Here is a 12561-nt window from a genome sequence, read left to right on the forward strand (position 1 = left end):
GCTGAGGAGCATCGGATGGAGTTCCAGTACGTGGCCCGTTCGGGCCAGGTGCCCGACGGGGTGGTCCGCCGCTTCTTCATCGGGGAGGCCGAGGTGGCCGTCGCCCGCTGGGACGGCGAGGTGCACGCGATGTCGAACTACTGCACCCACCTGGACTGCCTGCTGTCGTCCGGGAAGGTCACCGAGGACGGGCTGCTGTGCTCGTGCCACGGCAGCGTGTTCGACTTCGCCGACGGCGAGCCGATCACCCCGCCCGCAACCCGGCCGATCGACGTCTACCCGGTGAAGGAGGAGGACGGGCAGATCTTCGTGGCGATCCCGCCGGGCGTCGAGCAGCCCGGGCCCCGGCGGCGGCGGCGTGTCGGGCAGTAACCAGGGCGAGGACGGCGGGGACGGGGGCCGCGGGAACTGGGTGGCGCTCGTCCCGCTGCTGCTCGGCACGTTCACCGGCACGCTCGCCAACACGATCGTGAACGTGCCGCTGAGCCTCATCCTCGACGACCTCGGCGTCCCGGTCTCGGCCGGGTCGCTGCTGGTCATCGCGTTCACCGTCACGTTCGCGGTGCTGCTGCCGGTGTCCGGCTGGCTCGGCGACCGGTACGGCCACCGCCGCGTGTTCGCCGCCGCGATGGCGCTGCTCGGCGCCGCCTCCGCCGGCGCGGCGCTGGCCCCCGACCTGGCCGCGCTGGCGGTGCTGCGCGCCGTCCAGGGCGCGGCGACGGCGGCGATGCTGCCGACCGTCATGTCGCTGATCTCCGTCCTGTTCGAGGGCGGGCGGCGCGGCCGGGCGCTGGGCCTCTGGGCCGCCGCGAACGGCATCGGCCAGGCCGCCGGGCCCACGCTCGGCGGCGGGCTGGCGACCTGGTTCGGCTGGCGCTCGGTCTTCTGGCCGATGCTGCCGCTGGGCGTGGCCGCCGCGATCGTCGCGCTGCGGCTGGTCCCGCGCGACCGGCCGCGCGCCGTGCCGCTCGAATGGCGCGGCGCGGTCCTGCTCACGCTGGCCGCCGGGCTCGGCCTCGGCGCCGCCTCCGCCGTCGCGCCGCTCGGCCCCGGGTCGCCGGTCGTGTGGCTGTCGGCGCTCGCCGGCGTCGCGGCGGCCGGCGCGTTCATCGCGATCGAACGGGGCCGCCCCGACGCGTTCCTGCCGCCCCGGCTGCTGCTGGAGACGCGCTACCTGAGGTCGTGCCTGACCGTGCTGGCGCAGATGTTCTGCCTGGGCGCGACGCTGCTGGGCGTCCCCCTCTACCTCACGACGCAGAAGCACGCCGAGACCCTCATGGCGGGCGCGCTGCTGCTGTTGCTGCCGATCGCGATGTCGGTGCTGGCGCCGATCGTCGGCGTGCTCATGGAACGGCTCGGGGCGCGGCCCGTACTGCGGTGCGGGCTGCTCCTGCTGGTGGCCGGGCAGTCGCTGGTGGCGGCCGTCCTTGTCGGGTACGGCGGCGGCGTCCCCGGGCTGCTCGCCGCGATGTTCCTGACCGGCGCGGGCGTGGCCCTCGTGCAGACCCCGGCCGCGACGGGCGCGACGCGCTCCGGGGCCGGGCGGTACGGGGCCGGGCTCGGCCTGTTCAACCTGCTGCGCTTCGGCGGCTCCGCCCTCGGCGCCGCGTGGGTCGCCGCCGTCCTGGACGCCGGGCCCGCGTTCGGCACCGTCTTCGCGGGCTGCGCGGCGATCGCCGCGCTCGGCCTGCTCTCCTCCTTCGCGGGCCCCGACCCCGCGTCCTGACCGCCCTGCCGCCTAGCGCGGCTCGGCGGGCGGGGCCAGCTCGTCGGCCAGCGTGTGCGTCACCGAGCTGAGCGTCTCGATGTGGTGTGCCAGCCAGAACATGAACTGCGCCTCCGCCGTGCGGACGTCCATCCGCAGCGCGCGCGAGGCGCGGTCCAGCTTGTAGAGCATCGTGTTGCGGTGCAGGTTGAGCGAGCGGGCCGCCGCGTTCAGGTTGCCGGCGGCCTTGATGTACGCCAGCACGATCGGCTCCAGGTCGCCGCCGCCCGCCTGCCGCAGCGGCGCGAGCGTCTCCGCCGCGAACGACCGGCCCTCCGCGCTCCCCGCGACCTCCTTCAGCGCCGCGAACACGCGCAGGTCGTCGTACCCGCACACCGGCTCCGCCCCGGTGTGCCAGGCCAGCCCCATCGCCAGCCGCGCCTCGTAGTAGCTCGTCGCGACGCCCGCCGCGCCCTCGCCGGGACGCCCGTACGTGACGCGCAGATCGTCCCCGAGCGGCTGCAGGAGCCGCCGCCGGAGCCGCTGCGCGAAGCGGGCGGCCTCCTGCCGCTCCTGGAGCGGATCGCCGCAGGACGCGAGCTGCCGGATGACGACGATGGTGGAGCCGATCGCGGCGGTCAGCGTGATCCCGTCCGGGTCCATCGCCTGCGCGATCCGGGTGGCGGTCAGCTTCAGCCGCAGGTAGTCGCGGCCGACCGGGAGCAGCGACGCGGCCGCGACCACGTGCACCGCGAAGTGCCCGTCCACGTCGAAGCCGTGGTGGCGGGCGCGGGCGCCCAGCTCGTACGGGTCGGCGAACCGGCCGTGCACCAGCGCCTCCACGAAGTCGCCGCGGGCGCGCTCCTCGGCGGCCCGCACCGACCGCTGCCGCAGCATCTCCGAGCCGGTCAGCGTCGCGCCGTGCTCGGCGATCACCCGGTGCTGGGCCAGGTCGTGCTCGTCCGGCGGGTACGCCCGCTCGGCCATCACCAGCCGCCCGTACGGCTCGCCGCCCACGATGATCGGCGTGACCAGCACCCGGACCGGCTCGCCCGCGGAGTCGCCGCCGAGGTCGAGGTCCAGCTCCTCCGGCTGCCCGCCGGACGCCACCGGCAGGTCCGCGACCACCGGCCACGGGGACTCCGCGCGCGCCGGCATGGGCGGCAGCGCCACCGCGAGCGCGTCGGGGTCGGTGGCCGTGCCGTCCGGCGGCTCGGCCCACGCCAGCCGCTCGCCCTCGTCGTCCTGGATCAGCACCGGGCAGCGGGCGAGGTTGGCGATCGCGTGCGCCATCGCGGGGATGCCGGAGCCCTGCGCGAGGACGTCGCCCAGCGCGCGGTGCACGCGCGCCCCGTACTCCAGGACGTGCGAGGTCTGCGCCAGCGCCTTCTGCCCGACGAGCCGGCTCACCGCCCGGTAGTCGGCCTCCTCGCGCAGGTCCAGCAGCGGGACGCCGGCCCGGTCCGCCGCGCGCGCCGCGGCCTTCAGGTCCGACCGGGTGCCCGGCGGCTGCCAGGCCAGCAGCGCCGCGGCGCCGCGCCGGGCCAGCTCCAGGATCAGCGCGCCCGCCTCCTCGGCGGCGGCCAGCTTGGTCGCGGGCAGGTGGATGGCGATGCAGCCGAGGTCGGGCGCGCCCACGCCCTCCTCGGCGTACCGGCGGGTCTCCGACAGCGGCAGGCACCAGGAGACCGGGCGGTCGAGGCCCGCCGCGCCGGCGACCAGGCTGCCGCGCAGCAGCGGCTCGGCCAGCAGGGCCCCGACGCTGATCCGGCCGTCCTGGCCGGCGGTGACGACGTCAGCGTGCTGATGTGCCATGTGCCCACATCCCGTCCCTCTGGTTCGGCAGAGTGTACATAGTCCGGTCCGGTGGGGTCCCGGAGACTTGCTGCCGTGGCCGGGGAGCGGGCGGGCGGAACGAGGCAGGGAATCCTTAAATCCGCATCCCCATTCTGCGGCGGCGCGACGTGTCGGGCAATACCTCGAATGCACATTTTCCATTTCGAGGAATTTTCGGAAGGAGTCGATAATGCAGACCGTTCACCGGCTGACCCTGGAGGACGCCCTCGTGCTGCTCAGGGCGGCCGAGGAGGAGGCGGAGCGGATCGGCGTCAAGGAGACGATCTGCATCGCCGACGACGGCGCGCACCCGATCGCGCTGCACCGGATGACCGGCGCCCGGCTCACCGGCGTGGAGATCGCGATCGCCAAGGCGTTCACCGCCGCCGGGCACCAGCGCGACACCCACAAGTTCAACGAGCCGCCGAACGGCCCCGCCCTGCCCGGCAACGAGGCGTTCGGCATCAACCAGATGCACCCGGGCAAGTTCGCGATCTTCGTCGGCGGCTTCCCGATCGTGTACGAGGGCCAGGTCATCGGCGCGGTCGGCGTCAGCGGCGGCAACGGCGAGCAGGACAAGGCGGTGGGCGCCGCGGCGCTGCGCGCCTTCGACGAGAAGATCGCGAAGAGCGCGTCCCGTCCGGCCGGATGAGGTGAAGGGGGCCGGCGGCCCGTGCCCGGCCCGGTGGCCGGACCGGGGCGGGGCGGGCGGCGCATGGGCGGCCCGAGGCGGGGTAGCCGATATCCGGACATATCGGCCCGGCCGGGCCGCCGGACCCTGGAGCGTCATGACCGCCTACCGATCGGCGTCCCCGAGCGTGGGGACGGCCGCCGACACGCCCGCCGAGCAGCGCGTCCGCCGCCGCCTGGAGCGGCTCATCGGGATCGCGGCGACCGAGGGCAACGCCCTGGTCCCGCTGCGCAACGGGGACGAGATCTTCCCCGTGATGCTGGACGCCATCGCCGCCGCCGAGCGCACCATCGACATGATGACCTACGTCTACTGGCGCGGCGACATCGCGCGCCGGTTCTCCGCGGCGCTCTGCGACCGGGCCCGCGCCGGGGTCCGGGTGCGGCTCCTCCTGGACGGGATCGGCAGCCACCCCATCGAGAAGGACCTGCTGGAGGAGATGAGCCGCAGCGGGGTCACCGTCGCGTGGTTCCGCAAGCCGCTGCGCCACTCGCCGTTCAAGCAGAACCACCGCTGCCACCGCAAGGTGCTCGTCGTGGACGAGAGCGTCGCGTTCACCGGCGGCGTCGGCATCGCCGAGGAGTGGTGCGGCGACGCCCGCGACGAGACCGAGTGGCGCGACACCCACGTCGAGGTCCGCGGGCCCGCGGTGGACGGCGTCGCGGCCGGGTTCGCGCAGGGCTGGGCCGAGTGCCATGACGAGCTGTTCGACGAGCGCGACCGGTTCACCGCGCACGAGCCGGCCGGCGACGCGATCGTGCAGGTCGTGCGCGGATCGGCCAGCATCGGCTGGCAGGACATGCAGACGCTGACGCGCGTCGTGCTGGAGTCGGCGGAGCGGCGCGTCCGCCTCTCCACGGCCTACTTCGCCCCCGACGACTACTTCACCGGCCTGCTGCGGCGGACCGCCCGCCGCGGCGTCGAGGTCGAGATCCTGCTGCCCGGCCCGCACATCGACAAGCGCGTCTCGCTGCTGGGCGGCCAGCGGCACTACGAGTCCCTGCTGGCCGAGGGGGTGCGGATCTGGCAGTACCAGCCGACGATGCTGCACACCAAGGTCCTCACCGCCGACGGGATCGTGTCGCTCGTCGGCTCCACGAACTTCAACCGCCGGTCCATGGACCACGATGAGGAGATCATGCTCGCGGCCGTCGACCGCGATTTCACCCGCGCGCTGGACGGCCATTTCGACGAGGACCTCCGTCGCAGCGAGGAGATCGTGGAATGGCGCTGGAAGAGGCGCTCCCGCGTCCAGCGCGCCGCGGAACTCTCCATCGCCCCGATCCGCCGCTTCCTGTGATCTGGATCGCCTCACGGAAAGTCTCCGGACATTCGCCGTGCGCACCGAGTCCGAACCGTGATCTTTGCCTCGCATGAGTCCGCCACCTGCGGGGAGACCGGGGGCCGAGGAGGAAGAGAGGAAATGAGATGCCCTGGTTGATGATTCTCGTCCTGCTCCTGGTGCTGCTCCTGTTCGGTGCCGGATTCGCGGTGAAGATCCTCTGGATTATCGCCGGAATCGTGCTCGTGCTGTGGCTGCTGGGATTCGTCACGCGCAGCACCGGCCCGAGCGGAAAGCGCGGCCGCTGGTACCGCTGGTAGCGATATCGCGGCCACGCGCGCCCGGAAAAGGGAACGCCACCGCGCCCCTCCCTCTCGCGGGGACGGGGCGCGGTGGCGCCTCTCCTCAGCGGCCGGGTGCCGCGCCCAGCGCCTCCACGGCCGCCGCCGCGGCCAGCACCGTCGCGTCCTGGTGGCGCCGCCCGACGATCTGCAGCCCCACCGGCGCGCCGCCCGCCGTACCGGCCGGCACGGACACCGCCGGATGCCCCGACAGGTTGAACGGGAACGTCACCGCCAGCGCGCCCCAGTGGTCCACCGCCCGCCCGGCGATCTCGGTCGGCATCGGCCCTTCCGCCGCGAACGCCGGAACCTGCGTGGCGGGAGTCAGCAGCAGGTCGAACCGCTCGAACGCCCCGGCCAGCTCCGCCACCAGCCGCGCCCGCGCCTGGTGGGCGTCCACCAGCGCGTCCGCGTCCAGCGCCGCCGCCGCGTCCCCGTACCGGCGCACGGTCGGGTGCACGTCCCCGAGCCGGCCGGCCGCCTCCCGCAGCTCGGCGTGCACGTCCGCGACCGACAGCGTCCGGAACGCGGCACCGCACGCCGCCTCCAGCCGCAGTCCTGCGTCCACCCGCCGCACGCCCGCCTCCGCGGCGAACTTCTCCGCCACCGCGCCGACCACGGCGGCCACCTCGGGATCGCACGGCGCGTTCCCGAGGTCCGGCGCCCACGCGACGCGCAGCCCGCGCAGGGCGCCCGCGTCCAGGAGGGCCGCCAGCGCGGACTCGAACGGCTCGGCCGGCGCGGGCAGCGAGGACCGGTCGTACTCGTCGGCCCCGCACACGCAGTCCAGGTAGCGCGCGGTGTCCCGCACCGTCCGCGTGAGCACGCCGTAGTGGTCGTTCTCGGCCGTGCCCCAGTGGTACGGCCCGCGCGGGACGCGCCCGTACGTCCCCTTGAAGCCGACGAGCCCGCAGTACGAGGCCGGGATCCGCAGCGACCCGGCCCCGTCCGTGCCGGTCGCGACGGGCACCATCCCGGCCGCGACCGCCGCCGCGGACCCGCCGCTGGACCCGCCGGGTGTGAGCGCCGGGTTCCACGGGTTCCGGGTGACGCCGTGCAGCCGCGACGCCGTGAACGATGCCCGCCCGAACTCCGGCGACGCCGTCAGCCCGACCGGCACCGCACCCGCCGCCACGGCCCGCGCCACCAGCGTGGACGTGTGCCGCGCGACCCGTTCCGCGTGCAGGGCGCTCCCCATCGCGAACGGCCATCCGGCCACCGCGTGCAGCTCCTTCACCCCGAGCGGGACCCCCGCCAGCGGCCCCGGATCGTCCCCGCGCGCGACCTTCCCGTCCACCTCCCGCGCCCGCCGGACCGCGCCCTCGGCGTCCACGTGCACGAACGCGCCCAGCGCGGGATCCAGCCGCGCGATCCGTTCCAGCGCGTCCTCGACCACCTCCCGCGCGCCGAGCGCGCCCTTCCTGACCAGCTCGGCCGTGCCGACGACGGTGAGCGCGCCGCCCGCGGGGTCGTACACTGCCGGCCGCGCGCCGGACCCCGGCGTCACAGCAGCACCGTCGCGATCGCGGTCGCCACGACCAGGCCGGTGACGACGGGGATGAACAGGCGGCGGGCCAGGTCGATGACGGAGACGCCGGTCAGGCCGGCGACGACGATCAGCGACGACCAGATGACCAGGGTGCCGCCGCCGGTCCAGCTGGCGCCGTTCTGGGCGATCGCGGCCAGCGTGGCCACGTCGGCGCCCGAGCCGTCGCCCAGCGAGCCGGCCAGCGAGCCGGTGAACGGCAGGCCGGGCCAGCCGTTGCCGTCGAGGCCGATCACCATCCCGATCAGCAGCATCGCGAACGAGGCGAAGACCGGGACCTCCGGGATGTGCGGCCGGACGTTCGCGATGGCGTCCAGCAGGAAGCCGGGCGCCTTGGCGCCGTCCGGGAGGCCGAGGATCTCGCCGGAGTAGTCGGACAGGCCCACGTACACGAAGCCCGCGACGGGGATGACCATGCCCATCGTGCGGAACGCGAACGCGATGCCCTCGGTGAAGTGGCCGCCGATGTCCTCCAGCCGGCCCCTGCGGTTCGCGACGAGGGCGATCACCACCAGGGCGAGCGCGGCGGTGCCGCCGACCAGCGGGGCGCCCGCGCCGTCGTCGATGTTCGGCACGAGCGAGGTGAAGCGGCCCAGCAGCATGAACACGAGCAGCAGCGCGAAGACGGCCGGTACGGCGACCGCGACGATCCGCGCCCGCGCGGACGGGACCGGCTCGGCGGGCTCCGGGCCGGCGCCGCCCGTGGCGGTGAGCGTGGCGGTGCCACCGCCGCCGCCCGGCTTCGCGCCGCCGCCGCCTTCGGCACGTTCCAAACGGGTGCCGGCCTGCGCGGTCGCCGTCTCCGTGACCGGCAGCCTGATCGCGGCGGCGGCCATCGGGTCGAGCATCTTGGTGCGGACGTCGCGCAGGTACGCGACCGCGAGCGCGACCACGCCGGCGATCAGCGAGATGACCAGCGCGCGGTCGGCGATGAGCGAGGCCGGGACGTTCGCGCCCTCGGCGGACAGGCCCGGGGCGACGCCCATGATGTAGTCCGAGCTCAGCGCCATGCCCTGGCCGGTGATGGCGATCGCCAGCGCCGCCCCGAACGGGGCCAGCCCGGCCTTCACGGCGGCGGGCAGCAGGATCGCGGCGATCAGCGGCAGCACCGGGGTGGGCCAGAACGACATCGACAGCAGATACGTCACCACCGCGAGGACGGCGTACGCGACATGCCCGTTGCGGAACAGGCCCCGCAGCGGGCGGATCATCAGGGCGTCCGCGCCGACCGCCCGCATCGCCCCGAGCATGGCGGTGACCAGCGCGATGATGATGAAGATCGGCAGCAGTTCGCGGGTGGCGACGATCGCGCCGTTGAAGATCGCGCCCAGGCCGGTGACGACGCCGCCCCCGTACGCGACGCCGGTGGCGAAGGTGGCCACGACGGCCAGCGCGATCACGTTTCGCTTCGCCACCACGGTGGCGATCAGGGCGGCGAGGCCGAGCAGGTAGATCCAGTGGGCAGTGGACAACGCGTCACCATCCATCGCGGGGAGGGGCGGGCCGGAGAAAAGGGGGCCTGCGGGAGACTGCTAGGCTTTTGTTAAATGCGGATTGCGCGGCTGTTACGGTCGTTCCGGGGATATTCATACGGGTGCCAGTGACTCTGGCGGATGGTTTTTCGACCGACAATGAGAAAAGCGCACACCCGGCGGGCCGGCGTTTTGTGCAGGGTGCCGGATGACGCTGCGTGTCCGGTTGGTATATGGCGGCGGTCCGGGCGGCGTCCCCACCGCGTCCCCTTCGCGTCCCCAAGGTGTCCCTCACCGCGTCCGCACGGGGCCGTCACGGCGCGTGCACGGTGCGTGGCCGGTTCCGGAGTCTCATCCGCGACATGCGGGCGATGTGGTCAGAGCAGGCCCGTTGATCTGCTCCAATGAAATGTTGTGCCTCCAGCCTCCTATCGCCTCGTGCGCCGCGCGGGTCCCGCGCGTGCGGTCCCGCCGGTGCTCGACGAGCGGCAGCGGCGGGTCGTCGAGCATGCGGGCGGGCCGCTGCTGGTGCTGGCCGGCCCGGGGACCGGGAAGACCACCACGATCGTCGAGGCGGTGGTCGACCGCATCGAGAACCGCGGCACCGACCCCGAGCGGGTGCTGGTGCTCACGTTCGGCCGCAAGGCCGCGGGCGAGCTGCGCGAGCGGATCACCGGCCGGCTGCGCCGCACGACGCGCACGCCGCTGGCGCTGACGTTCCACGGCTACGCGTACGCGATGCTGCGCCGCGACGCCGTCCTGAACGAGGAGCCCCCGCCGCGCCTGCTGTCGGGCCCCGAGCAGCTGCTGGAGGTGCGGCGGCTCCTGGAGGGCGAGCTGGCCGACGGCGCGCGGGAGTGGCCCGAGCGGCTGCGCGCGGCCCTGGCGACCCACGGGTTCGCCGAGGAGCTGCGCGACTTCACGCTGCGCGCCGCCGAGCGCGACCTGCTGGCGGAGGAGCTGGTCGCCCTCGGCCGCATGCGGGGGCGCGACGACTGGACGGCCATCGGCCGCTTCATGGACCGCTACGCCGACCGCTTCGCCGTGGACCCCGTCGCGACCTACGACTACACCGACATCATCCGCGTGGCCGCCGGGATGCTCATGGACGAGGAGGTGCTGGTCCGCGAGCGCGACGCCTACGACGTGGTGTTCGTGGACGAGTACCAGGACACCGACCCGGCGCAGGAGGCGCTGCTGCGGGGCCTGGCGGGGGAGGGCCGCGACCTGGTCGTCGTGGGCGACCCCGACCAGTCCATCTACGGGTTCCGGGGCGCCGACGTGCGCGGGATCCTGGAATTCCCGCAGCGCTTCCCGACCCTGGACGGCGACCCGGCGCCGGTGGTCGCGCTCCAGGACTGCCGCCGGATGGGCCCGGAGATCCTGGAGGCGTCCCGGCGGATCGCGCGCCGGCTCCCGGCGGGCGTGCTGGCCGCCGAGCACCGCGCGCTGCGTCCAGTGCAGCCGGCCGGCTCCGAGAGCGCCGAGGTCCCCGAAGAGGTGCGGGCGGTGATCGCCGACTCCGAGAGCCAGGAGGCCGCGCTGGTCGCCGACGAGCTGCGCCGCGCCCACCTGCTGGACGGGGTGCCGTGGTCGCGGATGGCGGTGCTGGTCCGCAGCGCCGTGCGGCAGGTCCCGGCGCTGCGCCGCGCGCTCGCGCAGGCGGGCGTGCCGGTGGTCGTGGCGGGCGACGAGGTGCCGCTGATCGCCGAGCCCGCCGTCCGGCCGATCCTGGTCCTGCTGCGCGCCGCGCTCAAGAAGGAGTTCCTGGACGAGCTGGTCGCCGAGGACCTGCTGACCGGCCCGCTCGGCGGCGCCGACGCGCTCGGCATGCGGCGGCTCAAGCGGGCGCTGCGCGACCTGGAGGACCTGTCGGGCGGGAGCCGGTCGCTGAGCGAGCTGCTCGTCGCGGCGATCGACGACCCGCGCGAGCTGCTCCTCGTCCACGAGAAGGTGCGCGCGCCGGCCGAACGGGTCGCGAAGCTCGTGCAGATCGCCCGCGAGGCCCAGGCCAGGGGCGGCACCGCCGAGGACGTCCTGTGGGACGTGTGGCGCGAGAGCGGCCAGGCCGAGGTGCTGCTGGAGCAGAGCGTCCGGGGCGGGACGCGCGGCGCGTCGGCGGACCGCGACCTGGACGCGGTGGTCGCGCTGTTCGACCACGCCGCGCGGTTCGTGGACCGGCTGCCGCAGGCCGGCCCGGAGCTGTTCGTCGACACGATCTCCTCGCAGGAGATCGCCGGCGACACGCTCGCCGACAAGGCGCCGCAGGGCGAGGCGGTGCGGATCCTGACCGCGCACCGGTCCAAGGGCCTGGAGTGGGACGTGGTCGTCGTCGCGGGCGTCCAGGAGGGCGTGTGGCCCGACCTGCGGCTGCGCGGCTCGCTGCTCGGCGTGGAGGAGCTGGTCGAGCTGGCGGCGGGCAGCGAGCTGGAGCGCGAGCCGCACCCGAACGACCCCGGCCGGAGGGCCGCCGCCGGCGCGGCCGGGGCCGCCGCGGCGTCCGCGGCGTCCATGGCGGCCAAGATGATGGACGAGGAGCGCCGCCTCTTCTACGTCGCCGTCACCCGCGCCCGGCGCCGCCTGGTCGTCACGGCGGTCGGCGGCGACGACTCCGAGGAGCGCCCGTCCCGGTTCCTGAACGAGCTGCTGCCCGGCGCGATCGAGCAGTCCCAGCTGGACGAGAAGACCCGCTGGCTGTCGCTGCCCGCGCTGGTCGCCGACCTGCGCTCGGTGGTCGCCGACCCGGCCCGGCCGGAGCCGATGCGCCGCGCCGCCGCCGGGCACCTCGCCCGGCTGGCCCGCGCCGGCGTGCGCGGCGCCCGTCCCGAGAACTGGTACGCGATCACCGCGCTGTCCGACGCCGGGCCCGCGTTCGCCGAGGACGAGCAGATCACGATCTCGCCGTCGCAGGTGGAGGCGTTCACCACCTGCGGGCTGCGCTGGCTGCTGGCCTCGGCGGTCGGCGCGCAGGAGGGCGGCCCCAACGAGTTCAGCACGATGGGCAAGGTCATCCACGCGGTGGCCGAGATGGCCGGCGCCGACGACGGGGTCGACGAGGTCGATCTCGCCAAGCGGCTCGACGACGTGTGGAACGACCTGGAGTTCCGCTCCTCCTGGTACTCGGAGAAGCAGCGCGAGCAGGCCGCGAGGATGGTCGACAAGTTCCTCGGCTGGCACCGCGACAACCCCAACGACGTCGTGGCGCTGGAGGAGTCGTTCAAGGTCGACCTCGGCCGCGTCGTCATCAAGGGGCGCATCGACCGCGCCGAGCGGGACGCCGACGGCCGCGCCGTCATCATCGACATCAAGACCTCCACGACGGCCGTGCCGAAGGACGACCTGGCCCGCCACCCGCAGCTGGGCGTCTACCAGTACGCGGTGATGCTGGGCGCGTTCGAGCGGCACGGCCTGATCGAGCCGGGCGGCGCCAAGCTGATCCAGGTCGGCAAGGCCGCGTTCACCGCGAAGGCGCGCGAGCAGGAGCAGCCGCCGCCCGCCGACGACCCCGATCCCGAGTGGCCGAAGAAGCTGGTCGAGATCGTCGCGACCGGGATGGCCGGGGAGGTCTTCCAGGCCCGGGCCAATGACAAGTGTCGGACCTGCCCCGTACGGTCCTGCTGCCCGGTCCATGACGAAGGGGGCCAGGTGGGGCCGTGACAGCCCTGTTCTTGAGAGCTTCGCGGGAGGG

The 12561-nt window shown here is 74.5% G+C and carries 9 protein-coding genes; 6 read left to right on the top strand and 3 right to left on the bottom strand.

Going from position 1 to position 12561, the window contains the following annotated elements; translation table 11 throughout:
• Positions 1–15: 15 nt before the first annotated feature.
• The gene (locus AB0881_RS25960) at positions 16–372 is read left to right on the top strand and encodes a Rieske 2Fe-2S domain-containing protein (RefSeq protein ID WP_366620776.1); all 357 of its coding nucleotides are present in this window, start codon (positions 16–18) and stop codon (positions 370–372) included.
• Positions 359–1726 carry an MFS transporter gene (locus AB0881_RS25965; RefSeq protein ID WP_366620778.1) on the top strand — a complete coding sequence of 456 codons (1368 nt, stop codon included), beginning with the start codon at positions 359–361 and terminating at the stop codon, positions 1724–1726. Before AB0881_RS25960 ends, AB0881_RS25965 begins: the two co-directional genes overlap by 14 nt.
• A 12-nt stretch (positions 1727–1738) precedes the next feature.
• Here the strand turns inward: AB0881_RS25965 and AB0881_RS25970 are convergent, their stop codons facing one another.
• A complete protein-coding gene (locus AB0881_RS25970; RefSeq protein ID WP_366620780.1) occupies positions 1739–3520 on the bottom strand; it encodes a helix-turn-helix domain-containing protein in 1782 nt (593 codons plus the stop codon).
• Between the two features lie 211 nt (positions 3521–3731).
• On the opposite strand from AB0881_RS25970, the gene AB0881_RS25975 reads away from it, so the two are divergent.
• The 3 genes from AB0881_RS25975 (at position 3732) to AB0881_RS25985 (ending at position 5834) form a co-directional block, all read left to right on the top strand.
• Complete coding sequence (locus tag AB0881_RS25975) at positions 3732–4193, top strand: heme-binding protein (RefSeq protein WP_366620782.1); 462 nt, start codon at positions 3732–3734, stop codon at positions 4191–4193.
• A 136-nt stretch (positions 4194–4329) separates the two neighbouring features.
• Complete coding sequence (locus AB0881_RS25980) at positions 4330–5532, top strand: phospholipase D-like domain-containing protein (protein ID WP_366620784.1); 1203 nt, start codon at positions 4330–4332, stop codon at positions 5530–5532.
• 128 nt (positions 5533–5660) lie between these two features.
• Positions 5661–5834 carry a DUF5670 family protein gene (locus tag AB0881_RS25985; RefSeq protein ID WP_366620786.1) on the top strand — a complete coding sequence of 58 codons (174 nt, stop codon included), beginning with the start codon at positions 5661–5663 and terminating at the stop codon, positions 5832–5834.
• Between the two features lie 85 nt (positions 5835–5919).
• On the opposite strand, the gene AB0881_RS25990 is transcribed toward AB0881_RS25985, so the two are convergent.
• Both AB0881_RS25990 and AB0881_RS25995 read right to left on the bottom strand, forming a co-directional pair.
• On the bottom strand, positions 5920–7362 hold the full coding sequence (locus AB0881_RS25990) for an amidase (protein WP_366620788.1): 1443 nt from the start codon (positions 7360–7362) through the stop codon (positions 5920–5922).
• Entirely contained in the window at positions 7359–8873 is a 1515-nt protein-coding gene (locus AB0881_RS25995) for a hypothetical protein (protein WP_366620790.1), read from the bottom strand. The genes AB0881_RS25990 and AB0881_RS25995 overlap by 4 nt, the downstream gene beginning before the upstream one ends.
• A gap of 474 nt (positions 8874–9347) precedes the next feature.
• Here AB0881_RS25995 and AB0881_RS26000 point away from each other — a divergent pair, with 474 nt between their 5' ends.
• Complete coding sequence (locus AB0881_RS26000; RefSeq protein WP_366620792.1) at positions 9348–12530, top strand: ATP-dependent DNA helicase; 3183 nt, start codon at positions 9348–9350, stop codon at positions 12528–12530.
• The last annotated feature ends 31 nt before the right edge of the window (positions 12531–12561 follow it).

It is taken from the genome of Spirillospora sp. NPDC029432, assembly GCF_040703975.1.
Lineage (GTDB): Bacteria > Actinomycetota > Actinomycetes > Streptosporangiales > Streptosporangiaceae > Spirillospora.